Source organism: Duganella sp. S19_KUP01_CR8 (assembly GCF_036688705.1).
GTDB lineage: Bacteria > Pseudomonadota > Gammaproteobacteria > Burkholderiales > Burkholderiaceae_D > Rugamonas.
This window is the reverse complement of record NZ_JAQQPR010000012.1, coordinates 83,584-108,639: the sequence shown is the minus strand read 5'-3', so window position 1 is coordinate 108,639 and position 25,056 is coordinate 83,584. Positions and strand designations below refer to the sequence as shown.

Annotated in this window: 25 protein-coding genes; 7 read left to right on the top strand and 18 right to left on the bottom strand. The window is 64.3% G+C overall.

What is annotated here, in order from left to right:
• Positions 1-228: 228 nt before the first annotated feature.
• The 9 genes from V6M89_RS14030 to V6M89_RS13990 are packed head-to-tail and all read right to left on the bottom strand — an operon-like array spanning position 229 to position 8,351.
• On the bottom strand, positions 229-693 hold the full coding sequence (locus V6M89_RS14030) for a peroxiredoxin (RefSeq protein WP_332853748.1): 465 nt from the start codon (positions 691-693) through the stop codon (positions 229-231).
• 24 nt (positions 694-717) lie between these two features.
• Positions 718-1,662, bottom strand: coding sequence for a polysaccharide deacetylase family protein (locus V6M89_RS14025; RefSeq protein WP_332853807.1), 945 nt, complete (start codon positions 1,660-1,662; stop codon positions 718-720).
• Between the two features lie 36 nt (positions 1,663-1,698).
• Positions 1,699-2,751 (bottom strand): bifunctional UDP-4-keto-pentose/UDP-xylose synthase, encoded by a 1,053-nt coding sequence (locus V6M89_RS14020; RefSeq protein ID WP_332853747.1) that lies wholly within the window; start codon positions 2,749-2,751, stop codon positions 1,699-1,701.
• A gap of 22 nt (positions 2,752-2,773) precedes the next feature.
• The gene (locus V6M89_RS14015) at positions 2,774-3,718 is read right to left on the bottom strand and encodes a formyltransferase (RefSeq protein ID WP_332853746.1); all 945 of its coding nucleotides are present in this window, start codon (positions 3,716-3,718) and stop codon (positions 2,774-2,776) included.
• Entirely contained in the window at positions 3,711-4,706 is a 996-nt protein-coding gene (locus tag V6M89_RS14010) for a glycosyltransferase (protein WP_332853745.1), read from the bottom strand. The genes V6M89_RS14015 and V6M89_RS14010 overlap by 8 nt, the downstream gene beginning before the upstream one ends.
• Before the next feature lie 11 nt (positions 4,707-4,717).
• Positions 4,718-5,857, bottom strand: a complete 1,140-nt coding sequence (locus tag V6M89_RS14005; RefSeq protein WP_332853744.1) for a DegT/DnrJ/EryC1/StrS family aminotransferase — start codon at positions 5,855-5,857, stop codon at positions 4,718-4,720.
• Between the two features lie 53 nt (positions 5,858-5,910).
• Positions 5,911-6,282 carry an SMR family transporter gene (locus V6M89_RS14000; RefSeq protein ID WP_332853743.1) on the bottom strand — a complete coding sequence of 124 codons (372 nt, stop codon included), beginning with the start codon at positions 6,280-6,282 and terminating at the stop codon, positions 5,911-5,913.
• A 15-nt stretch (positions 6,283-6,297) separates the two neighbouring features.
• Complete coding sequence (locus tag V6M89_RS13995; protein WP_332853742.1) at positions 6,298-7,959, bottom strand: glycosyltransferase family 39 protein; 1,662 nt, start codon at positions 7,957-7,959, stop codon at positions 6,298-6,300.
• Positions 7,959-8,351, bottom strand: a complete 393-nt coding sequence (locus V6M89_RS13990) for an Mth938-like domain-containing protein (RefSeq protein WP_332853741.1) — start codon at positions 8,349-8,351, stop codon at positions 7,959-7,961. Before V6M89_RS13990 ends, V6M89_RS13995 begins: the two co-directional genes overlap by 1 nt.
• Positions 8,352-8,547: 196 nt before the next feature.
• Here V6M89_RS13990 and V6M89_RS13985 point away from each other — a divergent pair, with 196 nt between their 5' ends.
• Positions 8,548-9,780 carry a pyridoxal phosphate-dependent aminotransferase gene (locus V6M89_RS13985; RefSeq protein WP_116990124.1) on the top strand — a complete coding sequence of 411 codons (1,233 nt, stop codon included), beginning with the start codon at positions 8,548-8,550 and terminating at the stop codon, positions 9,778-9,780.
• Between the two features lie 111 nt (positions 9,781-9,891).
• Entirely contained in the window at positions 9,892-11,214 is a 1,323-nt protein-coding gene (locus V6M89_RS13980) for a homoserine dehydrogenase (RefSeq protein ID WP_332853740.1), read from the top strand.
• Positions 11,215-11,370: 156 nt separating this feature from the next.
• Here V6M89_RS13980 and V6M89_RS13975 read toward each other — a convergent pair whose 3' ends face one another.
• The 4 genes from V6M89_RS13975 to V6M89_RS13960 form a co-directional block, all read right to left on the bottom strand.
• Positions 11,371-11,703 (bottom strand): BON domain-containing protein, encoded by a 333-nt coding sequence (locus tag V6M89_RS13975; protein WP_332853739.1) that lies wholly within the window; start codon positions 11,701-11,703, stop codon positions 11,371-11,373.
• Between the two features lie 227 nt (positions 11,704-11,930).
• Positions 11,931-13,391 carry a sigma 54-interacting transcriptional regulator gene (locus tag V6M89_RS13970; RefSeq protein WP_332853738.1) on the bottom strand — a complete coding sequence of 487 codons (1,461 nt, stop codon included), beginning with the start codon at positions 13,389-13,391 and terminating at the stop codon, positions 11,931-11,933.
• A complete protein-coding gene (locus V6M89_RS13965) occupies positions 13,388-13,969 on the bottom strand; it encodes a hypothetical protein (protein WP_332853737.1) in 582 nt (193 codons plus the stop codon). The genes V6M89_RS13970 and V6M89_RS13965 overlap by 4 nt, the downstream gene beginning before the upstream one ends.
• The gene (locus V6M89_RS13960; RefSeq protein WP_332853736.1) at positions 13,959-15,383 is read right to left on the bottom strand and encodes a HAMP domain-containing sensor histidine kinase; all 1,425 of its coding nucleotides are present in this window, start codon (positions 15,381-15,383) and stop codon (positions 13,959-13,961) included. The genes V6M89_RS13965 and V6M89_RS13960 overlap by 11 nt, the downstream gene beginning before the upstream one ends.
• A 178-nt stretch (positions 15,384-15,561) precedes the next feature.
• Between V6M89_RS13960 and V6M89_RS13955 the strand changes: the two genes are divergently transcribed.
• Complete coding sequence (locus tag V6M89_RS13955; protein WP_332853735.1) at positions 15,562-17,472, top strand: methyl-accepting chemotaxis protein; 1,911 nt, start codon at positions 15,562-15,564, stop codon at positions 17,470-17,472.
• On the opposite strand, the gene clpP is transcribed toward V6M89_RS13955, so the two are convergent.
• Positions 17,469-18,095, bottom strand: coding sequence for an ATP-dependent Clp endopeptidase proteolytic subunit ClpP (clpP, locus tag V6M89_RS13950; RefSeq protein WP_332853734.1), 627 nt, complete (start codon positions 18,093-18,095; stop codon positions 17,469-17,471). The genes V6M89_RS13955 and clpP overlap by 4 nt on opposite strands.
• Positions 18,096-18,238: 143 nt before the next feature.
• On the opposite strand from clpP, the gene V6M89_RS13945 reads away from it, so the two are divergent.
• A complete protein-coding gene (locus V6M89_RS13945) occupies positions 18,239-18,913 on the top strand; it encodes a sigma-70 family RNA polymerase sigma factor (RefSeq protein ID WP_332853733.1) in 675 nt (224 codons plus the stop codon).
• Positions 18,914-18,939: 26 nt separating this feature from the next.
• Here the strand turns inward: V6M89_RS13945 and V6M89_RS13940 are convergent, their stop codons facing one another.
• Positions 18,940-19,356 (bottom strand): DUF6713 family protein, encoded by a 417-nt coding sequence (locus V6M89_RS13940; protein WP_332853732.1) that lies wholly within the window; start codon positions 19,354-19,356, stop codon positions 18,940-18,942.
• 91 nt (positions 19,357-19,447) lie between these two features.
• Between V6M89_RS13940 and V6M89_RS13935 the strand changes: the two genes are divergently transcribed.
• Complete coding sequence (locus V6M89_RS13935; RefSeq protein ID WP_332853731.1) at positions 19,448-20,701, top strand: alpha/beta fold hydrolase; 1,254 nt, start codon at positions 19,448-19,450, stop codon at positions 20,699-20,701.
• A 38-nt stretch (positions 20,702-20,739) separates the two neighbouring features.
• Positions 20,740-21,027 carry a YciI family protein gene (locus V6M89_RS13930; RefSeq protein ID WP_332853730.1) on the top strand — a complete coding sequence of 96 codons (288 nt, stop codon included), beginning with the start codon at positions 20,740-20,742 and terminating at the stop codon, positions 21,025-21,027.
• Here V6M89_RS13930 and V6M89_RS13925 read toward each other — a convergent pair whose 3' ends face one another.
• The 3 genes from V6M89_RS13925 to V6M89_RS13915 form a co-directional block, all read right to left on the bottom strand.
• Positions 21,028-21,369, bottom strand: a complete 342-nt coding sequence (locus V6M89_RS13925) for a ribonuclease E inhibitor RraB (protein ID WP_332853729.1) — start codon at positions 21,367-21,369, stop codon at positions 21,028-21,030.
• A gap of 75 nt (positions 21,370-21,444) precedes the next feature.
• Positions 21,445-22,929 carry a sensor histidine kinase gene (locus V6M89_RS13920; protein ID WP_332853728.1) on the bottom strand — a complete coding sequence of 495 codons (1,485 nt, stop codon included), beginning with the start codon at positions 22,927-22,929 and terminating at the stop codon, positions 21,445-21,447.
• 23 nt (positions 22,930-22,952) lie between these two features.
• Positions 22,953-23,684 carry a response regulator gene (locus V6M89_RS13915; RefSeq protein ID WP_332853727.1) on the bottom strand — a complete coding sequence of 244 codons (732 nt, stop codon included), beginning with the start codon at positions 23,682-23,684 and terminating at the stop codon, positions 22,953-22,955.
• A 219-nt stretch (positions 23,685-23,903) separates the two neighbouring features.
• Between V6M89_RS13915 and V6M89_RS13910 the strand changes: the two genes are divergently transcribed.
• Positions 23,904-24,971 carry a porin gene (locus tag V6M89_RS13910; protein ID WP_332853726.1) on the top strand — a complete coding sequence of 356 codons (1,068 nt, stop codon included), beginning with the start codon at positions 23,904-23,906 and terminating at the stop codon, positions 24,969-24,971.
• Positions 24,972-25,056: the final 85 nt, after the last annotated feature.

Sequence of the window (25,056 nt, the reverse complement as noted above, 5' to 3'; positions counted from 1 at the left end):
AGCATGCTTCCTGGTGTGGGAAACATTGGGACCGTATGGGGTGGATGCTGGGTGAAAACAGGGTTTAAAGACTGCCGACGGGCGCTCATCATGCCCGGAGAAAGTACCGCGTGGTGGCCGGCTGGCCACCATGTAGGGTGGTGGTGTGTATGACAGTGATGACTCAAAATGACTGGATAGGCTTGGTTCGGTTGAGCAACTCTGGAAGCTGCAACGCGCATCCTGACACTAAGCCTGACGCGCTACAAATTCCAGCACTTCATCGACGTGACCCGCTACCTTCACGCCTCTCCATTCTTTCACCAATTGACCATGAGCGTCAATCACAAACGTACTGCGCTCGATGCCGCGCACCGTCTTGCCGTACATTTGCTTCATCTTCATGACGCCAAACTGCAGGCAGACCGCTTCGTCGGGGTCGGAAATCAGCTCGAAGGGCAGGCCCAGCTTGGTCTTGAAGCTTTCGTGCGAGCGCAGCGAATCGCGGCTGATGCCGTAGATTTCGGCGCCGGCGGCCTGGAATTGCTCGTGCAGGTCGCGGAAAGCCATGTTTTCGGTGGTGCAGCCCGGGGTGTTGTCCTTGGGGTAGAAGAACAGCACGGTATGGCGCGCCGGGCGGCCCGACAGCTGGAAGGTCTGGCCGCTGGTCATGGCGGCGGAGAAATCGGTTACAACGGTTGGGCTATCAGCCACAGGCAGTCTCCTGAACGGTAGGCATTAAGAACGGGCAGCACCCTGTACGATCAGCTGTCCCGAACGACCCGGCAGCTCGCCCCAGGTGATCGGGCAAACCGGCATGGTCTGATGCTGGACCTTCTGATGGTAATCGGCCATCGACGCCAGTTGGTAACCTTGCGCCTTCCATCCGGCCAACAACTGCTCGAATATGGGGGCGAGTTTTTGCCCTTCAAGTTCAGAATGCAAAGTATATACGTGGTCGCGGGTGGCGCCGGCGGTCAGCTTCAGCAGGAAGGCGGCGATGTTGCCGGTGCCGATGGTGACGCCGTCGATCTCGCGGCCCAGCAGCTCGTCCAAGGTCGGCAGCGTGGTCGGCAGCTGGATGTGGGACAGCACTTGGTCGCCGTCGGACAAGCGGTGCGGGCCGTCGGCCGGATTGGCCAAGGTGCCGTTCTCGTTGAGCACGCAGCGGCCGTCGGAAGCGTAGGCGTAGCCGGCGGTGTCGTGCTCGGCGAAGGCGGCGTTGTTCATCTGCCAGCCGGCCGCGCCGTGGGTGCGCGGCGCGCTGCCGAACACCTGCGTAAAGCGGGCGGCGGCCTTGCGCATCATCTTGGTGGACCAGGCGCCGTCGCGGTTGGCGACGTTGTCCTGCCACAGTACGTGGTCCCAGGTGTGGATGCCGCATTCGAAGCCGGCGTCGCGCACGGAACGCATCTCGCCGGCGCAATCCTTGCCGATGTCCGGACCCGGCAGCAGAGTGCCGTACATCAGCGTCTTGATGCCGTAGTGCTCGACCACGGAAGTGCGCGAGACTTTGCTGAAGAAGCCCGGACGCAGCGCGCGACGCAGCGCCCAGCCGGTGTGATCCGGTCCCAGCGAAAACAGGAAGGTAGCCTGGGCCTGGTGCGCCTTCAGCATGGACACCAGGTTCATGGTGCCTTCACGGGTGCCGCGGTAGGTGTCGACATCAATCTTCAACACCATCAGCGGCGCTTGCGGTTGCAAAGTCTCGGTCAAGTCTTAGTCCATCAGTTTTTGTGCTTCGGCCACCTGGCCACGGTAGGCGTCGAAGATTTTCTTCAGCGCGTCAGCCATGGTGGTGGTCGGTTTCCAGTTCAGCTCTTCGCAGGTGTTGGTGATCTTCGGTACGCGGTTCTGCACGTCCTGGTAGCCGGTGCCGTAGTAGGCGCCCGACGTGGTCTCGACGATCTTGACCTGCTTGGCGCCGGTGGCGTACTCAGGATACTGCTCGGCCAGCTTCAACATCATGCCGGCCAGTTCGCGGATCGAGTAGTTGTTGACCGGGTTGCCGATGTTGTAGATCTTGCCCGATGCGGCGCCGTCCTTGTTGGCTATGATCTTCATCAGCGCGTCGATGCCGTCGTCGATGTCGGTGAACGCGCGTTTCTGCGCGCCGCCGTCGACCAGCGAGATGTTCTCGCCGCGGACGATGTGGCCGAAGAACTGCGTCACCACGCGCGACGAGCCTTCTTTCGGCGTGTGGATAGAATCCAGGCCGGCGCCGATCCAGTTGAACGGACGGAACAGCGTGAAGTTCAGGCCTTCCATGCCGTAGCCCCAGATCACGCGGTCCATCAGCTGCTTGGCGTTGGAGTAGATCCAGCGCGGCTTGTTGATCGGGCCGCAGACCAGCTCCGAGTTCTCGGGATCGAACTCGTCGTCGTGGCACATGCCATACACTTCCGAGGTCGACGGGAACACCAGGTGCTTGCCGTACTTGGCGGCCGAGCGGACGATAGGCAGGTTGGCCTCGAAGTCCAGTTCGAACACGCGCAGCGGCGCTTTCACATAGGTCGACGGCGTCGCGATGGCGACCAGCGGCAGGATCACGTCGCACTTCTTGACGTGGTACTCGACCCATTCCTTGTTGATGGTGATGTCGCCTTCGAAGAAGTGCATGCGCGACTTGTAGGCCTCGTTCTCCAGCACGTCGGTGATGCGGTCGGTGCTCATGTCCATGCCGTAGACATGCCAGTCGGTCGTTTCCAGGATGCGCTTCGACAGGTGATGGCCGATGAAGCCGTTGACGCCGAGGATGAGGACTTTTTTCATGTGATAGTTACCCAGGTAATGTTCATTGTCCGCCAGCGGACAGCTCCGCCAGGCGGGATTGCAACTGCTCAGCCGTTACGGGTTCCCCGTCGGCCGTCAAGGCGGAAATCGTCAGCATGCGGCCATCGCCGCACACGCCAAAGATGCAATTATCCACTACTGTCAAGCCCGGTGGCAAACTTAGCGATACAACATTGCCGAAATTGCCAGACAATCGGGCCCGTTGCAGCACGTATCGTACACCGCCGATATCGGTGAAGGCGCCGGGGTAGGGCGGGGCCACCGCGCGGTGCAGGTTGTACACATCCTGCGCCGGCAGCAGCCAGTTGATGCGGCCGTCCTCGGGCTTGCGGCCGCCGAAGTAGCCGCCTTTGGTCAGGTCGTTCTTGGTGCGCGGCGCCGTGCCGGCCAGCAGCGTCGGCAGCACGCGCCACAGCGCCTGCTCGGCCGCCACGGTGACCTTGCCGAACACTTCGTGCGCGGTGTCGTCCGGCAGGATGGGCACTTCCATCTGCGAGACGATGGCGCCGGCGTCGGGCTTGACGGTCATCTCGTGCAGCGAGGCGCCGGTGACGGTGGCGCCGTTCAGCACCGCCCAGTTGACCGGCGCGCGGCCGCGGAATTCCGGCAGCAGCGAGCCGTGCATATTGAACGCGGGCGCCACCGCCAGCAGCTCGGCCGGCAGCATGTTGCGGTAGTAGAAGCTGAACATCAGGTCCGGGGCGATTTCCTTGACCTGCTCCAGCAGCTCGGGCGACTTGGCGTCGGCCGGCGTGATGTAGGGAATGCCCTCGGCCTGGCACAGCGAAATCACCGATTCGAACCAGATGTTTTCGCTGGCGCTGTCCTCGTGCGTGACCACCAGCGCGACATCGACGCCGCCGGCCAGCAGCACCTTCAGGCAGCGCACGCCGACGTTGTGGTAGCCGAAGACGACGGCGCGTTGCGGTTTGTTGAAATCAGTCATGGCCTCGGCCTACGGTACGTTTTTCCACACCGGCCGGCACGTCGAGCGACTGGCCGGGTTTTTGTTCCAGTATCGTTTGTACCACGTAGCGAGGGCGCGCGCGCACTTGCTGGAAGATGCGGCCCACGTATTCGCCCAGCAGGCCGATGCCGAACAGGATGGTGCCCATGAAGAAGAAGGCGATCGCGAACAGCGTGAACAGGCCTTCCGCTTCCGCGCCCAGGAACAGGCGGCGCACCAGCAGCACGAACACCAGCAGGCCGGAGGCCAGCGACAGCAGGATGCCGAACATCGAGAAGAATTGCAGCGGCACCAGCGAGAAGCCGGTGACCAGGTCGAAATTCAGGCGGATCAGGCTGTACAAGGAGTACTTCGATTCGCCGGCCGCGCGTTCCTCGTGCTCGACGATGATCTCGGTCGGCTTGCGGGAGAAGCGGTAGGCCAGCGCCGGCACGAAGGTGTTGACCTCGCCGCACTGGTTGACCAGGTCGATCACATTGCGGCCGTAGGCGCGCAGCATATTGCCCTGGTCGGTGATCTTGATGTTGGTGATCTTTTCGCGCAGCTGGTTCATGGCCTTGGACGCGTAGGTGCGCCACGCCGAATCCTGGCGCTTGCGGCGGATCGAGCCGACGTAGTCGTAGCCTTCGCGGATCTTGGCCACCAGGTTGCCGATTTCCTCGGGTGGGTTTTGCAGGTCGGCGTCCAGCGTGATCATGATGTCGCCGCGCGAGGCTTCGAAGCCCGCCAGGATCGCCATGTGCTGGCCGTAGTTACCGTTGAACAGCACCACGCGGGTGACGTCGGGACGCAAACGGAACTGCTCGGCCAGGATGGAGACCGAGTTGTCGCGGCTGCCGTCGTTGACGAACACGATCTCGTAGGTCGTGCCGAGCTTGTCGAGCGCCGGATACAGGCGGTCGAACAAGGACTGCAGGCCAGCCTGCTCGTTGTAGATTGGAATGACGACGGTAATTTCTGGTTTCATCAACGACACACTCATTTGATCAAAATCGCTTTCACGGCGGCGACGGCACGGTCGACATCGGCCGTGGTCATGGCATAGAACATCGGCAGGGTCACGGTCAGGCGGCCGATTTTTTCCGACACGGGGAACATGCCCTCCTTGAAGCCGCGCTCGCGGTACATGGTGAACAGGTGGATGGGCGCGTAGTGGTAGCCGGTGCCGACGTTGAACCGCTCCTGCATCGCGCGCATGAAGTCGGCGCGGGTGGTCGGGCCGTTGTCCGGCAACACGATCTGGAACAGGTGGTAATTGCTGGTCTCGAAGGCCTGGACCGGCAGCTGGGCGCCGGACCGGGCTTCGAAATCCGCGCCGAAAGCCTGGTAGTAATGGCGCGCCAGGTTGCGGCGGTGCGCGGTGATGTTGTCGATGTTGGCGAACTGGCCCAGGCCGATGGCGGCCATGATGTCGCTCATGTTGTACTTGCCGCCGAGGACGTCGACATCGATGCCGTCGACGCCGCTGCGGGTCACGCCCTGCAGGCGGTACTTCTCGGCCAGCTTGGCTTCTTCGAGGTTGTTGAGCACCAGCGCGCCGCCTTCGCCGGTGGTGATGTTCTTGTTGGCCTGGAAGCTGAACGAGACGAAGTCGCCGAACGAACCGATGCGCTTGCCGTTCCACTCCGAGCCGAAAGCCTGGGCCGCGTCTTCGATCACGCGCAGATTGTGTTTCTTGGCGATGGCGTACAGGCGGTCCATGTCGACGGGCAGGCCGGACAGGTAGACCGGGATGATGGCCTTGGTGCGCGGCGTGATCGCGGCTTCGACCTGGTCCAGGTCGATATTGCGGGTGACCGGGTCGATGTCGGCGAACACCGGCGTGGCGCCCACTTCAATGATGACGTTGGCCGTGGCGACCCACGAGATCGAAGTGGTGATGACTTCGTCGCCGGCGCCGATGCCGGCGATGCGCAGCGCGATCTCCATCGTGCAGGTGCCGGAATTGAAGGTGCGCACAGGGCGGCCGCCAAAGTATTCGGACATCTGCGCTTCGAAGGCGGCCACTTTGGGGCCGCTGGTGATCCAGCCGGAACGCAGCACGTCGCTGACGGCGGCGATGGTTGCCTCATCGATCGTAGGTTTTGAAAAAGGCAAGAAAGGTAAGGCGGAGGTCATTGGATAGGTCGCTCTCGTTGTTTTTGGCTTATGGCCGCATTCTAAATTGTTCGTCAGGTCCGCGCCAGCAAGGCCACGCCCACCAGGATGATGCCGATGGCGACCAGGCGCTGCACCGTCAGCGCTTCGCCGAACAGATACCAGGCGCCGATGGCGGTGACCACGTAGCCCAGCGACAGCATCGGGTAGGCGATCGACACGTCCACCCGCGACAGCGCGATGATCCACAGCACCACCGACAGCACGTAGCAGGTCAGGCCGCCGATGATGGGCAGCTGCATCGCCACTTTGAGGCCGACCGAGAACAGGTTGTCCAGCGTCAGGTGGATCTCGCCGACGTTCTTGGCGCCGGCCTTGAGCAGCAGCTGGGCGATGGCGTTCAACAGCACGCCAAAGACGATAAAACCGAAAGTTGCGATATTCATGTATTTTTTAATAAGTTACAGGTTGGCCACGACCACGCGGCGCGTATCTTCAGCCACCACGCGCATGGCCAGGCCATCGTCCTTCAGCTCGGCATACTTCTCCGGGCTGAGGATGGCCAGCACCTTGACGTTTTGCTTGATGTGTTCATTCCATTGCACCACGAACTGATCGACCGTCGGGATGGACAGCTCCGGCTGCTGGCGCAGGCCGAAGGTGAACTCGTCCCAGTAGTCGACCAGCACCACGGTGCGCTGCAGGTAGAAGGTCATCGACTGTTCGTAGGTGCTGACCGAATAGACCTTGGTGTCGGGCTTGAGCTCCGGCAGCATCTTCAGCGCCACAGCCTTGCCGGAGCGCATTTTGCCATACGGCTCGAAGCCGGTCAGGATCAGCTGGGTGGCGATGAAGCCGGCCACGGCCATGGTGAGCACGGTCAGGTCGCGGCGCAGGTGGCGCGCATGCAGCAGCGCCAGCGCGCCGCCGGCGGCGGCGACGATGCCGGCCATCAGCACCCACGGCTGGTAGGCTTCCAGCAGCGCGGTTTCCTCGGGATGGCGCACCGCCATGCTGACCATCTGCGGCACGGCGGCCACGCCGGCCACGCCGATCAGCACCAGCAGGCCGGCGGCGATCATGCGGCTGCGGCGCGAGGCGTTTTCCAGGTTGACGGCGATCAGCAGGGCCAGCGCCGGGAAGATCGGCAGGATGTAGCCGGGCAGCTTGGAGCTGGAATAGCTGAAGAAGAAGAAAATGAACACGGCCCAGATCAACAGCAGCAGCTTGGGCTGGAACGCGCCGTTGCGTTCGCGCCGCACGGCGCCCCACAGCGCCTGCGGCAGCAGGCCCAGCCACGGCACGATGCCGGGGATCAGCATCACGAAGAAGTAGTACCACGCGCCTTCGCGGTGGTGGGTCTTCAGGAAGAAGCGTTCCCAGTGCTCGTGCACGAAGAAGAAATGGGGCTGTTCCGGATTGCGCAGCGCCACCAGCACGAACCACGGCGTGGCGACGGCGAAGAACAGCAGCAGGCCCTTGCCCAGGTGCAGGCGCTTCCAGATGGCGATGTCGCCCGACAGCGCCGAGTACAGCACCAGCACCGCGCCAGGCAGCACCAGGCCGATCAGGCCCTTGGCCAGCACCGCCAGCGCCATGCCGGCCCAGCAGACCAGCATCCAGTTGCGACGTTCGCCGTCGGCGGCGCCGTCGCGCTGGGCGATCATGACCGCGCACAGCACGATGGTCATCATGCCCGACAGGCTCATGTCCAGCGAATCGATCTGGCCGGAGGCCACCCAGAACAGGCTGGAGCCGAGCGCCAGCGCGGCGTAGAAGCCGGCGCGCGCGCCGAACACGCGGTTGCCCGCGTAGCCGGTCAGGATCACGCCGCCCAGGCCGCACAGGCCGGTCCACAGGCGCGCCTGCCATTCGCCCAGGCCGAACACGGCAAACGAGGCCGCGTTCATCCAGGTTTGCAGCGGCGGCTTCTCAAAGTACTTGATGCCGTTCAGGCGGGTGGTGATCCAGTCGCCGGTGGCGAACATTTCGCGCGCCATTTCGGCGTAGCGGCCCTCGTCGGGCGGCACCAGCGTGCGCACGCCCAGCACATACAGCCAGACGATGATGAACGCGGCCAGCAGTGACCAGACGATTTTCTTGGAGTTGTACAGGTCGTTCATCAGGCGGGGTTGCCCTCGGTGTGGTCTATGATCAGAGCGAGCGTGACCTTGCGGCCTTCGCCCATCAGGATGTTGTAGGTGCGGCACGCGGCCTGGCTGTCCATGCATTCGACGCCGATGCGGCGCATGGTCAGCGCGGCGGTCAGGCGTGGATGGATGAAGCGCTGTTTGGCGCCGGTGCCGAGAATGACCACGTCCGGGCTGTCGGCGCCTATGGTGTCGAAATGCTCTGCGGTAATAGATTCGAAGGTGGGGGCGTCCCAGGCGCGCGGCGGGATTTCCGGCAGCACGATCAGGCTGTAGTTGTAGCGCTGGGCGTTGATTTCGACGCCGGTTTCATCGTAACCGGTAACAGTCTGGTATTTTTGAGTATCGCTGGCGTGGAGCTTCATGACAGAAATCGTGTGTTTAGTCGGCAAAAGAAGCGCCATTGTAGCGTTTTTCCGGGCTGATCCTGCGCTTTCCACCCCTTACAGGTTGATTAAATGGGAGGCTTTCGGCAGAATGGTTCTTTTCGCATTGCAGCACGGGCCGCCGGGGTGTTTTGGCAGTCCTGAGCGGTTTGCCTCACCAAGACAGGATTTTATTTTGCGACCGATTCAAAAATCGAACAAATTAGCGGAAGTCTGCTACGAGATCCGCGGCCCGGTGCCGGAAAAAGCCCGGCAGATGGAGGAAGAAGGCCATAAGATCACGAAGTTGAATATCGGCAACCTCGCCGTGTTCGGTTTCGATCCGCCGGATGAAATCGTCCAGGACATGAAAATCAACCTGCACAATGCTGCGGGCTACACCGATTCCAAGGGCATGTTCGCGCCGCGCAAGGCCGTGGTGCATTACACCCAGAGCAAGAATATTCCCGGTGTGAGCATCGAGGATGTCTATCTGGGCAACGGCGCCTCCGAGCTGATCGTCATGTCGATGAACGCGCTGCTCAACACCGGCGACGAAGTGCTGGTGCCGGCGCCCGACTATCCGCTGTGGACCGCGGCGGTGTCGCTGTCGGGCGGCACGCCGGTGCACTATGTGTGCGACGAGATGCAGGACTGGTTCCCGGACATCGAGGACATGCGCCGCAAGATCAACTCCAACACGCGCGCCATCGTCGTCATCAATCCGAACAATCCGACCGGCGCGCTGTATCCGGTCGAGCTGCTGCTGCAGATCATCGAACTGGCGCGCCAGCACCAGCTGATCATCTACGCCGACGAAATCTACGACAAGGTGCTGTACGACGGCGCCGAGCACGTCTCGATCGCCTCGCTGGCGGATGACGTGCTGTTCGTCACCTTCAACGGCCTGTCGAAGAACTACCGCGCCTGCGGCTACCGCGCCGGCTGGATGGTGGTGTCGGGCCAGAAAGACCATGCGAAAGATTACATCGAGGGCCTGAACATGCTGGCCTCGATGCGCCTGTGCGCCAACGCGCCGGGCCAGTTTGCGATCCAGACCGCGCTCGGCGGCTACCAGTCGATCCACGACCTGGTGGGGCCGGGCGGGCGCCTGCTCAAGCAGCGCGACCTGGCCTACAAGCTGCTCACCGATATTCCAGGCGTAACTTGCGTCAAGCCGAAAGCTGCGCTGTACATGTTCCCACGCCTCGATCCGAAGATCTACCCGATCGCGGACGACCAGCAATTCGCCTACGAGCTGCTGGCCGAAACCAAAGTGCTGATCGTCCAGGGCAGCGGCTTCAACTGGATCGCGCCGGATCACTTCCGCGTCGTGTTCCTGCCGAATTCGGACGATATGATCGAAGCCTTCGGCCGTATCGCCAAGTTCATGGAAGGCTACCGGAAACGTCACGGCGCCAGCTTCTAACTTCGCCGTCATTCCCGCGCAGGCGGGAATCCATAGGCCGCGTCCTGTACGGCTCAGCATGGATTCCCGCCTGCGCGGGAATGACGGGTTTAAATTATAGAAACGATTTATATGAAACCCATCAAAGTAGGTTTGCTCGGCGTCGGTAACGTCGGTGGCGGCACGTTCGACGTGTTGTTGCGCAATCAGGAAGAAATCCGCCGCCGCGCCGGCCGCGGCATCGAAATCGTCGCCGTCTCGGCCCGCAACCTGGAGCGCGCCAAGCTGCGCACCGGCGACAAGGTCAAAGTGGTGGCCAGCCCGTTCGACATCGTCAACGATCCGGACATCGACATCGTCGTCGAGCTGATCGGCGGCTACGACCAGGCCAGGGAGCTGGTGCTGCAAGCCATCGCCAACGGCAAGCACGTGGTCACCGCCAACAAGGCGCTGCTGGCCGTGCACGGCAACGAGATCTTCGCCGCGGCGCAAGCCAAGGGCGTGATGGTGGCGTTCGAGGCGGCCGTGGCCGGCGGCATCCCCATCATCAAGGCGCTGCGCGAAGGCCTGACCGCCAACCGCATCGAATGGCTGGCCGGCATCATCAACGGCACCACCAACTTCATCCTGTCCGAGATGCGCGACAAGGGCCTGGACTTCGCCACCGTGCTCAAGCAGGCGCAGGAGCTGGGCTACGCCGAAGCCGACCCGACCTTCGACATCGAAGGCGTGGACGCGGCGCACAAGGCCACCATCATGTCGGCGATCGCCTTCGGCATACCGGTGCAGTTCGACAAGGCGCACGTCGAGGGCATCTCCAAGCTGAACGCCATCGACATCCGCTACGCCGAGCAACTGGGCTACCGCATCAAGCTGCTGGGCATCGCCAAGCGCGCCAAGGTCAACGGCGTGGAAGGCGTGGAACTGCGCGTGCACCCGACCTTGATCCCGTCGAAACGTTTGATCGCCAACGTCGAAGGCGCGATGAACGCCGTGCTGGTGCATGGCGACGCCGTCGGCGCCACGCTGTACTACGGCAAGGGCGCCGGTTCCGAGCCGACCGCGTCGGCCGTGATCGCCGACCTGGTCGACATCACCCGCCTAGCCACGGCCGATGCCGAGCACCGCGTGCCGCACCTGGCCTTCCAGCCGAACGCGATGACCGATATCGAGATCCTGCCGATGTCGGAAATCACCACCAGCTACTATCTGCGCATGAACGTCAGCGACCAGCCGGGCGTGCTGGCCGACCTGACCCGCATCCTGGCCGACGCCACCATCTCGATCGACGCCATGATGCAGAAGGAACCGGCGGACGGCGAAACCCGTACCGACATCATCTTCCTGACGCACCAGACGCAGGAGAAGAACGTCATGTCGGCGATCGCCAAGATCGAAGGCCTGGCCACCGTGTGCGGCAACGTCACCAAGATCCGCCTGGAAAACCTGAGCTAGTCACCCCGCAAACCGGAGCGGTGGGGGCTGACCCCGTACGGGGTCAGACCCCTGTGGCCGCATTGCGGGTTTTGCGGACGAAAAAAAACCGGGCAGCGTCTACGCACGCTGTCCGGTAAAGACTTGCTCCTATTAACTCGGGGTTGCTGCTACTGCTTACTTCGAAGCGACGGTCAGTTCGCTTTTCACTTCTTTCACGCCCGGCACGGCCGATGCGACCTGGATGGCCTTGGTGCCGATGTCGGTGCTCGCTACCGAGCCGCTCAGCACTACCACGCCGTCGGTGGTGGTCACGCCGATTTGTTTTTGATCTGCCAGGGAAGCCTTGATCTTGCTGGTGATGGCGTCGTCATTGGTGGCGGCGCCGGTCTTGGCGGCGCCTGCCATCGCGGCTTCGGTCTGGCCGGCGGCGAATGCGGTGCCGGTGGCGGCAGCGGCGGTCAGGGTGGCGGCAACCAGCAGGCGGGCGATCAGTTTGGTAGTCATCATGATTTGCTTCCTTCTTTCAAGTTTGAGGGTGAAACGTCAGTGACGTTATCCTCTCCTTTGCAAACCCCGTGCCAGCTTTAATAAACTGTTTAAAATCAAACGCTTAAATGCGGTTTTCCTGCCGAGCCCGGATCGGCCGTGGCATTTCCGGCCATATTGCCCCGGTTTTGTCGGGAGATGGCGACAAGCTTCCGCCGCCATTTGCTAAGTGATTGATGTGTAAGCGTTTATTCCTGTCGCTCCGTGGCGACAGCGGCGCCGTCTCCACGGAACAGGCTGGCGTCCAGATCGTATTTCTGCAGCAGGCGATAGAACTCCGTGCGGTTGCGCTCGGCCAGGCGGGCGGCGTCGGCCACGTTGCCATCCGTGAGTTTCAGCAGCTGCACCAGGTAGTTGCGCTCGAAGCGCTGCTTGGCTTCGGTGTAGCTCAGCACCTCCAGCGACGGCACCCGCAGCGCCCGCTGCACCAGCGACAAGGGCACCAGCGGCGCGGTCGCCAGCGCGCACACGTGCTCGACCACGTTGTACAGCTGCCGCACATTGCCCGGCCAGGCCGCCGTGGTCAGCGCCTCCAGCGCGCCGGGCGCGTAGCCGCGCACCGTCTTGCCGTATTTGGCGGCCAGCGATTGCAGGAACTGGCTGGCCATCGGCGCGATGTCCTCGCGCCGATGCGACAGCGGCGGCAAGGTCAGCGTGATGACATTCAGGCGGTAGTACAGGTCTTCGCGGAACTGGCCTTCCTGCATCGCCACGTCGAGGTCGCGGTGGGTGGCCGACAGGATGCGCACATCGACCGGCCGCGCCACGTCCGAGCCCAGCTGGCGCACCACGCGCTCTTGCAGCACGCGCAGCAGTTTCACTTGCAGCAGCAGCGGCATGTCGCCGATCTCGTCGAGGAACAGCGTGCCGCCGTCGGCCGCCTGCAGCAGGCCTTCGCGGCTGGCCACGGCGCCGGTGTAGGCGCCCTTGACGTGGCCGAACAGTTCGGACTCCAGCAAGGCTTCGGGTATCGCGCCGCAGTTGACGGCGATGAACGGCGCCTTGCTGCGCCGGCTGGCGCGGTGGATGGCGTTGGCCAGCAGCTCCTTGCCGGTGCCGCTTTCGCCGCGGATCAGGATGCTGGCGTCGGAGGCGGCCACCAGCCGCGCCTCCGCCAGCAGCTCGTCCATGCACTGGCTGCGGCTGATCAGGCCGGCGCGCCAGGCGTGGTCGCCGCTGGCGGGGCCGGCTTCGGGCGCGGACAGGCTCAGCGCCTGCACGATGCGCTCCAGCAGCGTCTTGGCGTCGAACGGCTTGGTCAGGTAGGCGTAGGCGCCCAGCGTGGTCGCCTCCACCGCGTCGGGGATGGTGCCGTGCGCGGTCAGCAGGATCACCGGCAGCGCCGGCCAGGCGCTGCGGATTTCCTGGAACAGCGACATGCCGTCGCGGTCCGGCAGGCGGATGTCGCTGATGACCAGGCGCGGCAGCTCGATCGCCATGCGCGCCAGCGCCGCCTCCGCGCTGCCGACGGCCGTCACGCGGTAGCCGTTGGCGCTCAGGCGCATGGAGAGCAGGCGCAGCAGGTCGGCGTCGTCGTCCACCAGCAGCAGATGGGCGCCCTGGCCGGCGGCGGCGCTGCGCGGTGCGCCGTTGTCGCCGGCGCGGGTCTGCGCGCCGGGTTCGCGCAAGGTTGCGGCCGGCGCGTTCATTTGATCACCGCCTGCGGCCCCGGCGCCGGACGGGCCGGCAAGGTGCGCTCGATGGTCTTCAAGCCTTCCAGCATTTCGTTGAGCTGGTCGATGCGGCGCAGGCTGTCCTTTTGCTGCACGGCCAGCTTGTCGGCATGTTCGGCCAGGCGGCGCGTCTCCGCGCAATTGCTGGACAACAGCTGCGCCAGGGCCTTGAACGGCTGCGACTCGGTGTCGGTGGCGGTAGCCACGCTGTCGAGCAGCGCCTGCGCGCGCGCCAAGTCGCCGCTGCCGCGCGTCAGCATCAGCACCATGCCCATCTGGACCGCCACGCGCGGGCTGCGCTGTTGCAGGCCCAGTCCGCTCAACTCCTTCAGCATGTCGCCCTGCGTCATCTTGCGCAGCTGCTGGTGGTAGCTCAGCAGCGGCCCGACCTCATCCGGCGGCGGTGGCGGCGGCAGTTCGACGATGGCCGGCGGCGGTGGCAGCGTCACTTCGGCCGGCGTCGGCAGTGTCGGCCGGGGCGAAGTCAGCGTGCAGGCGGCCAGCGACAGGCCGAGCGCCAGCATCAGCAGGGGGGAGGCAACGTCATATTTCATAAGGCAGTTCGATCCGGAAGTGCGCGCCCAGGTCGGAGGGCAGCAGTTGCAAGGCGCCGCCGTGGGCGGCGATGTATTCGTAGACGATGGACAGGCCGATGCCATTGCCCCGGCGCGCGCCGGCCGGCTGGCGCACGCCCTGGTAAAACGGTTCGAAGATGCGCGCCGCGTCGGCCGGCGCCACGCCCGGCCCCTGGTCTATGCAATCGAGCAGCAGCTTGCCGTCCGATTCGGCGAGGCGGAACACGATCCGTCCGCCGGGCGGGCTGAAACGCAGCGCGTTCGACAGCAGGTTGCCGACGGCGACCGCCAGCTTGTCGGCGTCGACGGCGATGGGCGCGGCCTGGCCCTCGACGGCGACGCTCAGCCCGGACGCCTGCCATTGCAGGCGCTGGCTGGCGATGGACTGCGCCAGCAGCGCCGCCATGTCGGTCGGCTCGCGTTGCAGGTGATGGGCGTCGAAGGTGGCGGCGTTGTAGCGCAGCAGCGCCTCGATCTGCGATTGCAGCGCCGCCGTGTTCTGGTTGAGGATGCCGGCGATCTCGCGCTGGTTGGGCGACAGCGCGCCGGCCACGCCATCCTCCAGCAGGGCCACGCCTTCGCGCAGCGCCGCCAGCGGCGTCTTCAGTTCATGCGAGATGTGGCGCAGGAAGCGCGCCTTGTCCGCCTCCAGGTCCGACAGCCGCTGGCGCAGCCAGTTCAGCTGCTGCCCCACGTGTTGCAGGTCGGCGGGGCCGCGCACGGCGATCGGCTGGTCGTAGCGGTTCTCGCCCAGCCGGTCGATGGCCGATTCGATCTGCGCCAGCGGGCGCGACAGCCACAGGCCGAAGCCGCCCGCCAGCAGCGCCGCCAGCACGATGGACGCCATCACTTGCCCCTTCAGCACGCCGCGCCGCTGGTCCAGTTCGCTGAGCAGCTCGCTGTTGCGGCGTTCGACTTCCTGTTTGACTTCGTCGGCCAGTTCGGCGTTCACCGACGGCAGCGGCGCCAGCACTTTTTCCAGCGCCTGCTGGCGCGCGCCGGAACGCGGCCGCGCCGGCGCTTGCAAAATGTCCCAGGCCTGCTCGCCGGCATGGCGCCAGCGCTCGAAGGTGCCGGGCGGGGTGTAGGGCAGGGCCGCCGCCACCGCGTCCAGCGCCGTGCGCGCCTCGCGCCAGGCGTCGGCGTAGCGCTTGCGGAAGGCGGGATCGTCCAGCACCAGGAATTGGCGCGCGCTGCGCGCCATCGCCACGCTGCGTTCGGCCAGTTGTTGGGTGTTTTCGGTCAGTGCCAGGGCGTGGCGTCCGCTGTCGCGGCTGTGGGCGGCGAGCCGGTCGAGGGTCCACAACGCGTGCAGCGAAGCGGCGCTCAGCAGCACGGCGATCAACAGGAAGACGCCCAGCAGCAGCTGGCGAAACGAAAGTTTCGTAAGCATCGTCGTTAAATAGTCTCTATATTGGCTGAATGATATGACTAAAGCGGCCCTACAGCCTGTTCGATTGGTTACGTTGTTGTTCGGCACGGATGCGGAATTTTAGGTTGCGCATGGCAACACTATTCGATTACGCTGATTTGCAAATATATGTGTGCCGATTTAACCTTTGGGGAGTGTCATGGCTAGTCTACTGCGCCGTTTGTCTATTCAGCAAAAACTGATGCTCAGCATGGCGGCCTGCCTGTTGCTGTTCCTGGTGGTCTCCGCCACGCTCAGCGTGGTCATGACGGGCAACAGCATCCGCGAGCGTGTGGTGAACCAGGAGCTGCCGGCCGAGGTGGGTGAAATCCGCAACGACATCCTGCGCCAGATCGGCGAGCCGCTGGCGGCCACGCTGTCGGTCAGCGCCAACACCTTCCTGCTGGACTGGGAAAAAGCCGGCTTGCCGGACAGCGGCCTGCCGGCCTGGATCGCTTATGGGGCCAGCATCCGCAAGGCCACGAAGGCGGCGGCGGTGTCGTGGGTGTCCGGCAGCACCGGCAAGTATTTCGACGAAAAGGGCTATAGCCGCACGCTGGACAAGGGCGCCGCGGCCGACCAGTGGTTCTACAGTTTCCTGGCCAGCGGCAAGCCGTATTCGCTGAACCTGGACAAGGAGCCGGGCGCCACCACTTACAACGTCTTCATCAATACCCGCTTCGACACCGGCGACGGCAAGATCGGCGTGGCCAGCCTGGGGTTGTCGGTCAACAAGCTGGCGGAGAACATCCGCAGCTACAAGGTCGGCGCCTCCGGCTTCGTGTATCTGGTACGGCCGAACGGCATGCTGATCGTGCACCGCGATACCGCGCTGGCGGACGGCCAGCACTTCATGAAGGACCTGCCGGGCTTCAACACCGAGTTGACGACCAAGCTGCTGGGCGGCCAGACCTACGCCAGCGCCAGCTATTCGCCGCCGGGCGGCAAGCGCCTGGTGGCGTCGTCGTTTGTGCCGGAGTTGAATATGTACGTGATCGCCGAAGTGCCGGAGTCCGAAGTGTTGGGCGCGGTCACCCGTTCGGTGACGGTGTCGGCGCTGGTGGGCGGCCTGGTGGGTGGCGGCCTTGGCATGTTCGTGGTGTTCCTGGTCAGCCGGGCGATCGCCGCGCCGGTGGCGCGCGCCGCCCACATGCTGGGCGAGATCGCCGACGGCAACGGCGACTTGAGCCGCCGCATGACGGTCGAGAGCGAGGACGAGGTCGGCGCGCTGGCCGATGGCTTCAACCGTTTCGTGTCGTCGCTGAACGTCACCATCCGCAAGGTGCGCGACAGTACGGAGACCATCGCCACGGCGTCCAGCGAGATCGCCAGCGGCAACCTGGATTTGTCGTCGCGCACCGAGGCGCAGGCCTCCAGCCTGCAGGAGACGGCGTCCGCGATGGAGGAGTTGACCGCGACCGTGACCCAGAACGCCGACAGCGCCAAGCAGGCCAACCAGCTGGTGCAGTCGGCCTCCGGCTATGCGACCGAGGGCGGCGAGGTGGTGGGGCGCGTGGTGCAGACCATGGTGTCGATCAAGGACAGCTCGCGCAAGATCGTCGACATCATCGGCGTGATCGACGGCATCGCTTTCCAGACCAATATCCTGGCCTTGAACGCGGCGGTGGAAGCGGCCCGTGCGGGCGAGCAGGGCCGTGGCTTCGCGGTGGTGGCGTCCGAGGTGCGCAACCTGGCGCAGCGTTCGGCCAGCGCGGCCAAGGAGATCAAGGAACTGATCGGCGATTCGGTGGCGAAGGTGGATGCCGGCAGCGTGCTGGTCGACGAAGCCGGCGTCACCATGAGCAAGATCGTATCGTCGGTGGAGCAGGTGACCAGCATCATGGGCGAGATCGTCGCCGCCAGCCACGAGCAGAGCGAAGGCATCGCCCAGGTCAACCTGGCGGTGACGGAAATCGACAGCACCACGCAGCAGAACGCGGCGTTGGTGGAGCAGGCGGCCGCCGCCGCGGGATCCTTGCAGGAGCAGGCCGCGCATCTGGCGGAAGTGGTCAGCGTGTTCAAGCTGGAAGAGGAGCCGCGCGCCGGCGCCAAGCGCCTGGCGCTGCGCTAGGTAGAGTTCCAGGCCTGATCGCGGAACGTCAGCACGCGGTCGATCAGGCCGTATTCCGCGCCCTGCTGGGCCGACATGTAGTGGTCGCGGTCCGAGTCCTTTTCGATCCGCGCCAGCGGCTGGCCGGTGCGCTCGGCGTAGATGCTGTTGAGGCGGTGGCGCTGATACAGCACTTCGCGCGCCTGGATCTCGATGTCGGCCGCCACGCCCTGCGCTCCGCCGTGTGGCTGGTGCATCATGATGCGGGCGTTGGGCAAGGCGTAGCGCTTGCCGATGGCGCCCGCCGCCAGCAGGAAAGAACCCATGCTGGCGGCGAACCCCGTGCACAGCGTCGACACGTCCGGCTTGATGAACTGCATCGTGTCGTACACCGCCATGCCGGCGTACACCGAGCCTCCCGGCGAATTGATGTACAGCGAAATATCCTTGCCGGGATCGTCTGATTCCAGGAACAGCAGCTGTGCGACGATCAGGTTGGCCGATTGCTCGGTCACTTCTCCCACCAGGAAGATCACTCGCTCCTTCAGCAGGCGTGAATAGATGTCGAACGCGCGCTCGCCGCGTGCCGTGTGTTCGATGACGGTGGGTACCAGGCCGAGCGCCTGCGGAGAATGCGAAGTCATGATGGTCCTTTTGCGATAGTGTTTGGTATCGCTTGACGTCTGTGGACCGGCGCTGTGTGACAATAAAAAAATATATCGCCGGCGTGTCACACTTGGGCCCTGCCGAGCGTCAAGTGGCACCAGCCTCATACAAGGAGATTTCCATGCCCAGCACTTCCGACACCGATGGCGCCATGTTCGAGCGCTTGCGTCCGCGCCTGAAGGCGATCAGCTGCCGCATCGTCGGCAGCGAGGCGGAGGCCGAGGACATCGTGCAGGATTGTTTTCTGAAATGGCGGGGCGCCGAGCTGGGCGCGCTGGAAACGCCTGCCGCCTGGCTGACCACCGTGGTGCAGCACCAATCGATCGACCGGCTGCGCAAGCGCGCCCGGGACGCGGCGGCCGCGCATGCCGCCATGGAGTTGGCGTCCGATGTGGCGGCCGAGACCCCGGAACAGGGCTTGCTGCGGCGCGCCGAACTGGGCGAGGCGCTGGAGCGCCTGCTGGCATGCCTGTCGCCGTCCGAGCGGCTGGCGGTGGTCCTGCATGATGTATTCGAATGCGAGCATGCGGAGATTGCGGCCAGGCTCGGTATCAAGACGGTAAGCGCCCGCCAGCATCTGGCGCGTGCACGCAGGCGCTTGCGCGAGGACGAGGTGCCGCCGGGAGAAAAACTGTGCCGCGAACTGCTGCGCCGCTTCCAGGCCGCGATCAACGGCCTGGACGTACCGGCGATGATCATGCTGCTCGGCGATGAACAGCCGGTGTCGGTGCTGGCCTCGCGCCGCTTGCGGGCATGCGCCAACGATGCGTCATACGCGCTGGCGCTGGCGGCGTAAATGTCCGTTATCGGACAGCGGCAGCCTCAGGGCGAGCCGGCTGGCGCCTGCGGTGGCGCTGCGCACTCTGTAGCTTCGCCGCGCAGCAGAAGCAGCTGGCCGATCGACAGGATGGCTGTCGCGGCCAGCAAGGCGATCGACATCGGCTGCATGAACGCTTCCGCACCGAAGGCGAAGAACGCCGAGTGGATCGCCACGGTGAGAAAACCCAGGAAGATCATCAACTGGTAGCAGCGTTGCGCGAGACTGGAATTGGCCCGGACTTGGCCTTGCGCATACAGCACCAACGCGATGATCGGCAAGTTCAGCAACAGGTTGAGCTGGTTGCCACCGGGGAGATGGAACAGTTCCCACTCGTGCCAGTAGGCGGCGTCGATCTGATGGGTGATGAGCACGGCGGCGTTCATCAGAAACACGGCTTGCATGCGCTGGCTGAGTTGCATGGAACGTTCCTCAATATGTTTCGATTGTGCACCAATGTACGGTAGACTTGTATATTAACCAAGTTTGCCAACCGCGTACAAGGAGTGTCGATTGAAACAGCTGTTTTCCGGGAAAATTGCCGCAGTGGCGTTGATGTCCGCTTGCGTGATGGCGTCCGCCGTGGCCGCCGGCCAGGATGGCGTCAATGTCGGTAGCTATCACGTGGACGCGGCCAGCGCGGGCAGCGGCCCCTACACCGTCATCTTCGAAGCGGGTTTCGCCAGCGACCTGTCGGTGTGGAGAAAAGTAGCGCCGGAAATCGCCAAGTCGGCCAAGGTGTTTGTCTATTCGCGTGCCGGCATCGGCAAATCCGATGCGCGCCCCGAAGCGCGCACGCCGCAACGCAGCAGCGCCGAGTTCGAGCAGGTGATCGAGGCCGCGCACCTGTCGCCGCCGTACATCCTGGTCGGCCATTCCTATGGCGGCTATTTGATACGCCTGTTCGCCCAGCGCCATCCGGAGCAGGTCGCTGGCATGGTGTTTGTCGATCCCAGCATGGAACGTTTCGACACCGAGCTCAAGAAGCTCGACGCTGCCAAGGTTGCGCAAGACCAGCAATACCTCGACTCGCTGACGCCCGCGCCGTTGAAGGCGGAGAGCAAGCTGGTGGATGATGCCTTCAGCGCCGCCAGCCTGCAGCCCGCGCCGCGTTTGCCGGATGTGCCGGCCGTGGTCCTGACCTCGACCATGGTGCGCGAGCAGCCGGAGTTCTTCATGCACACGGTGCCTGCGGTAGCGGTGTGGCGCTCGCTGCACGAGCAATTATTCCTGCAGTTTTCGTCCGGCAGCCATGTCGTCACGGCCAATAGCGGGCACAACATCCATCTGGAGGAACCGGCGCTGGTGGCCGGCGCCATCCAGCAGGTGATGGCCGGCGCCACGGCGCGGGAACAGCGCCGTGCCCACAAGCTGGCGCAGGAAAACCTGTTGAACGCTTTGGACCGCGCGCTCGTCCTGCTGCAGGCGCAGCGCGGCGGCGAAGCGGGGCAGCTGGTCGACGGCGCGCTGAAGGAAAGCCGCTTTGGCGAGAACGAAATCAACGGCGTCGGTTACATGATGCTGGGCAAGCGCAAGCAGCCGCAGCTCGCGGCGCTGGTCATGAAATTCAACGCCGACACCTTCCCGGCATCAGCCAATGCGCATGACAGTTACGGCGAGCTGCTGCTCGAACTGAAGCAGCCCTTGCAGGCCAAGGCGCAGTTCCAGCAGGCGGTCGCGCTGGGCGCGGCCGGTGACAAGAGTCCACAGGCCATGGAGGGCTACCGGAAAAACCTGGTGAGGGCCGAGCAGGCACTGGCTCAGTGATATATGATGCCCAGGTTTCCAATTGAGGCTTCCTGACCATGTACATCGTGAATCTGACTTATCTGAAACCGCTGGCGGAAATAGAGGTGCACCTTGCCGCACATCGCGCCTTCCTCGACGAGCAGTATGCGCGCGAGATGTTTCTGGCATCGGGTCCCAAAAATCCGCGCGACGGCGGTGTGATTATCGTGAGTGGACGCCTGTCGCGCGCGGAGCTCGACGGCTTGCTGGCGCAGGACCCGTTCGCGCAGAACGGGATCGCCAGCTATCAGGTGACGGAGTTCGAGGCCACCAAGCGCCATCCGGCGCTGGCGGCCTTGCTGTAATCAGGCGGCGGGACCGACGTCCATGCCGTCGTAGGATTCGAGCTGGTGTTCTTCGGCGAACTTGTAGAACTCCTGGTTGCGGACGTGCAGCGTATCGGCGGTGTGGTGCTCGACTTTTTCAACGTGCAGCCACCACAGCGCGGGCACGCTAGCTTCCGGCTTGGAATCGTAGATGCCGACGATCTGATAGCCCTGGGCCTTCAGCAGCGCCGAGACGCCTTCCAGTTTGGCCTTGGTCGCGTCGGCAAAAAAATAGCCCCACAACAGCGGCTTCGAAATATCCCACGGTGCGTTCTGCTTCATGTCGGCAAACAGCTCGACCATGTCTTCTTTGGTGATCATGTACTTATTCCTTGGTGTGGTGCTGGGACGCTGATGCGATAGGAGCGTATTTTACCGCAGCGGCGGTGGGCCGGGTCAGGTGCGGGGGAAGGTTACCGTGACTTTCAGGCCCTGGCCGCTGCTGGCGTCGTCCAGCGTGATGCTGGCGCCGTGCAGGGTGGCGATGTCGCGCACGATGGCCAGGCCCAGGCCGGCGCCGCCCGGATTGCGCTCCAGCGTCGCGGCGGCGCGGTAGAAGGGCGCGAATACCCGTTCACGCTCGGCGGCGGCGATGCCGTGGCCGCTGTCTTCCACTTCCAGCACCACGCCGTCCGCGCCCGTACCGGGCCGCACCCGCAGCGTCACCGTGCCGCCCTGCGGCGTGTAGCGCAAGGCGTTGTCGGCCAGGTTGGCGATCATCTCGTGCAGCAGCAAGGCCTGGCCCTGGACCACGCATTCGCTGTCCGCCTCCAGCGCCAGGTCGATCTGCTTGGCCACCGCCGCCATCGCCATCTCCAGCCCGACCTGGCGCGCGATGTCGCGCAGCGAGGCAGGTTCCGACTGGGCCGCCGCGCCATCGGCGTCGCCGCCATGTTCGATGCGCGCCAACGTCAGCAGGCGGTTGGCCAGGTTGACCGTCGAATCGGTGGTGGCGGCGATGCTGTGGACGATTTCGCGCAATGCCGTCCGCGTGGCCTGCGGATCGACGCCGGGACGGTCGCATTCGCGCAGCGCCAGTTCGGCCTGGGTCTTCAACACCGTCAGCGGTGTGCGCAGCTGGTGCGAAGCGTCGGCGATGAAGCGGCGCTGGCTGCTGATCAGGATCTGCAAGCGTGAACGCGAACTGTTCATCGCCGCCACCAGCGGCCGCACTTCCTTGTGCACCAGCGTCGGATCGACGTCGGACGAATCATTCAGGCTGCGCGTCTCCACCGCGATCTTCAACCGCATCAGCGGTTGCAGCACCAGCCGCACCGCGATCCACACCAGCAGCGCCACCGCCAGCAGCAGCAAGGCTTGCCAGATCAGCGTGTCGAGCAGGATCTGGTTGGACAGGCCGCGCCGCGCCTCCAGCGTTTCGCCGACCTGGATCAGCGCGATGCCGCGCATCGAATCGTCGTACACCGGCTGCAGCAGCGCGGCGATGCGCACCGGCTGGCCGTTGTAGTTGGCGTGATAGAAGCGCACCAGCGCCGGATAGGCCTCCGAACGCGGCACGTTGGCCGGCACCGGCGGCAGGTCGGCGTAGCCGGACACGGTCTCGCCGGTGATGCCGGTGACCTTGTAGTAGATGCGGCCCAGCGTATCGGTCTCGAAGCTGTCCAGCGCCACGTAGGGCACGTCCGCCACCACCTTGCCGTCGACGATGGAGACGCGTTCCGCCAGCGCGCGCGTGGAGGCCAGCAGCGAACGGTCGTAGGCCACGTCGGCAGCGTCCAGCGCGTTGTGGTAGACCGACAGGGTGTTCAGCGCCACCAGCACCAGCAAGGGACCCAGCAGCCAGCGCAGCAACTGGCCGCGCAGGCTGCCCAGCTGCGCGCCCGGACCGAAGCGGCGCGCCAGTCGGCCCAGCAGCGGCATGGGGCGCGGCGCCTCGTTCAACGTCAGCCGCCCTTGGCGCCGCCGGCCGGCGCAGGGGCGGGAGCGGCGGCGGGCCGTGGTTGCAGCAGGTAGCCGATGCCGCGCAGCGTGGTGATGACGGCGGCATCAGGCGCGGCGATGTCGAGTTTCTTGCGCACGCGGTGGATATACAGCTCGATCGCATCGAGGTTGGCGTCGTCCGCCAGCGCGAACACTTCGTCGAACAGCTTCTCCTTGGAGACGGCGCGGCCGGAGCGCGTGATCAGCGTCTCCAGCACCGCGTGTTCGCGCGGGGTCAGCGCCAGCGGGGCGCCGGCGTAGCTGAACATGCGGGTGACGGTGTCGAAACTGAGCGCACCGCAGCTGTGCACCAGCGCCTCGTTGCCGACGCTGCGGCGCAGCAGCGCCTTCACGCGCGCCTCCAGTTCGGCCAGTTCGAAGGGCTTGGCCAGGTAATCGTCGGCGCCCAGGTTCAGGCCCTGCACGCGGTCTTCCAGGCCACCGCGCGCGGTCAGTATCAACACGGGAGTCTGGCCGCGCGGTCCGCCGCGCGCGCGCAGGCGCTTGAGCACTTCCAGGCCGTCCATGCGCGGCAAGGTCAGGTCGAGGATCAGCAGGGCGTAGTCCTGAGTGTGCAGCAGGGCGTCAGCATCGGCGCCGTTGTCGGCACATTCCACCGTCAGGTTGGCGTCGCGCAGGGCTTTGGACAGCCAATGTGATAACTCGGTGTGGTCTTCAACTAACAGAATACGCATAAATTCTTGCCAACCATATGAAATAAGTTCAGTGTAAGGCCAGAATCATGGTCTCAGCGGCCCCAAAAGGGAAGCCCTTGCCTGATTTGTGGTGCATGGACGACAGGAATCCATACTGAAATGGCAGTGAAAGGTAATTGAAAGGAAGTGACTCCTATAGTGACAGCCTGATTGTAAAAATCAGCAGCCACAAATAACTATATCCCTCTGGAGACCTACATGAAAAAAACCTCGTTGACCCTCGCTATCATGGCACTCGCGGCAGCCGCTGGCGGCGCCGCTCACGCCCAATCTAACGTGCAGGTCTATGGTTTGCTGGACGTCGGCGTTGAAACCGCCAACAACAAGTCAGCCACTGGCGGCAGCCAGACCAGCGTTATCTCGGGCGGCATGAACACTTCGCGTTGGGGCCTGCGTGGCACCGAAGACCTCGGCGGTGGACTGAAAGCCGTCTTCAACCTGGAAGGCGGCATCCTGATGGACACCGGCGCGCAGGACGGCGTTCTGTTCAAGCGCCAGGCTACCGTCGGCCTGGAAGGCGCTTTCGGCCGCGTGGTCATCGGCCGCTCGTTCAGCAGCGTGTACGACACCGTGATCGCCTACGATCCGATGGGCTTTGCGCCTTACTACTCGTGGGCGACCTCGGGTCCGGCCACCGGTCCTAGCAAATACGGCTTCACCACCGCCTACGACAACCTGATCAAATACTCCGGCTCCACCGGCGACTTCAAGTTCGGCGCCAACTACGCCGCGGGCGAGCAGGCCACCGGCGCGCAGGACAGCGCCAAATACGGCTTCACCGGCGCCTACAAGCTTGGCGGCGCGAACCTGATGGCCACCTGGGAGCGCAACAACGGCAACACCGTTCCAGCCACCGGCGCGCGCGACAAGAACACCGTCTGGCACCTGGGCGTGAACTACGAAGACGGCCCGCTGAAACTGTGGGGCGTGATCCGCGACTACAAGCTGGTCGCCGGCAAGGCGCTCACCGCCGACGTCGACGGCACCACCACCTGGGCCGGCATCGCCTACAAGACCAATGACGTGACCACGCTGACCGGCGCGATCTACCACCTCAACGTCAAGAACGTCGCCGCCGGCAAGGACGCCGATCCAACCATGTACGTGGCGCGCTATCGCTACGCACTGTCCAAGCGCACCGACGTGCATGTGTCGGCTGCCTACGTCAAGGCCAAGAACGGCCAGCTGACCGGCCTGTCGCGCGACGACGCCGGCTTCGGCACCAGCCAGCACGGCCTGACCGTCGGCATGCAGCACCGCTTCTAAGCCAGAGAATGGACTGCGGTATTTTGTGAAAAATACCGCGGTCTGAAAGCGCTTTGAAAGCTTCACCGTTCTAAGATACCTACCA

Excerpts from the sequence above, each read along its gene's own strand:
- V6M89_RS14025 (WP_332853807.1), bottom strand. The coding sequence starts at position 1,662 with ATGGTGTTGAAGATTGATGTCGACACCTACCGCGGCACCCGTGAAGGC.
- V6M89_RS14020 (WP_332853747.1), bottom strand. The coding sequence starts at position 2,751 with ATGAAAAAAGTCCTCATCCTCGGCGTCAACGGCTTCATCGGCCATCAC.
- V6M89_RS14015 (WP_332853746.1), bottom strand. The coding sequence starts at position 3,718 with ATGACTGATTTCAACAAACCGCAACGCGCCGTCGTCTTCGGCTACCAC.
- V6M89_RS14010 (WP_332853745.1), bottom strand. The coding sequence starts at position 4,706 with ATGAAACCAGAAATTACCGTCGTCATTCCAATCTACAACGAGCAGGCT.
- V6M89_RS14005 (WP_332853744.1), bottom strand. The coding sequence starts at position 5,857 with ATGACCTCCGCCTTACCTTTCTTGCCTTTTTCAAAACCTACGATCGAT.
- V6M89_RS14000 (WP_332853743.1), bottom strand. The coding sequence starts at position 6,282 with ATGAATATCGCAACTTTCGGTTTTATCGTCTTTGGCGTGCTGTTGAAC.
- V6M89_RS13995 (WP_332853742.1), bottom strand. The coding sequence starts at position 7,959 with ATGAACGACCTGTACAACTCCAAGAAAATCGTCTGGTCACTGCTGGCC.
- V6M89_RS13990 (WP_332853741.1), bottom strand. The coding sequence starts at position 8,351 with ATGAAGCTCCACGCCAGCGATACTCAAAAATACCAGACTGTTACCGGT.
- V6M89_RS13980 (WP_332853740.1), top strand. The coding sequence starts at position 9,892 with ATGAAACCCATCAAAGTAGGTTTGCTCGGCGTCGGTAACGTCGGTGGC.
- V6M89_RS13975 (WP_332853739.1), bottom strand. The coding sequence starts at position 11,703 with ATGATGACTACCAAACTGATCGCCCGCCTGCTGGTTGCCGCCACCCTG.
- V6M89_RS13970 (WP_332853738.1), bottom strand. The coding sequence starts at position 13,391 with ATGAACGCGCCGGCCGCAACCTTGCGCGAACCCGGCGCGCAGACCCGC.
- V6M89_RS13965 (WP_332853737.1), bottom strand. The coding sequence starts at position 13,969 with ATGAAATATGACGTTGCCTCCCCCCTGCTGATGCTGGCGCTCGGCCTG.
- V6M89_RS13960 (WP_332853736.1), bottom strand. The coding sequence starts at position 15,383 with ATGCTTACGAAACTTTCGTTTCGCCAGCTGCTGCTGGGCGTCTTCCTG.
- V6M89_RS13955 (WP_332853735.1), top strand. The coding sequence starts at position 15,562 with ATGGCTAGTCTACTGCGCCGTTTGTCTATTCAGCAAAAACTGATGCTC.
- clpP (WP_332853734.1), bottom strand. The coding sequence starts at position 18,095 with ATGACTTCGCATTCTCCGCAGGCGCTCGGCCTGGTACCCACCGTCATC.
- V6M89_RS13945 (WP_332853733.1), top strand. The coding sequence starts at position 18,239 with ATGCCCAGCACTTCCGACACCGATGGCGCCATGTTCGAGCGCTTGCGT.
- V6M89_RS13940 (WP_332853732.1), bottom strand. The coding sequence starts at position 19,356 with ATGCAACTCAGCCAGCGCATGCAAGCCGTGTTTCTGATGAACGCCGCC.
- V6M89_RS13930 (WP_332853730.1), top strand. The coding sequence starts at position 20,740 with ATGTACATCGTGAATCTGACTTATCTGAAACCGCTGGCGGAAATAGAG.
- V6M89_RS13925 (WP_332853729.1), bottom strand. The coding sequence starts at position 21,369 with ATGATCACCAAAGAAGACATGGTCGAGCTGTTTGCCGACATGAAGCAG.
- V6M89_RS13920 (WP_332853728.1), bottom strand. The coding sequence starts at position 22,929 with ATGCCGCTGCTGGGCCGACTGGCGCGCCGCTTCGGTCCGGGCGCGCAG.
- V6M89_RS13915 (WP_332853727.1), bottom strand. The coding sequence starts at position 23,684 with ATGCGTATTCTGTTAGTTGAAGACCACACCGAGTTATCACATTGGCTG.
- V6M89_RS13910 (WP_332853726.1), top strand. The coding sequence starts at position 23,904 with ATGAAAAAAACCTCGTTGACCCTCGCTATCATGGCACTCGCGGCAGCC.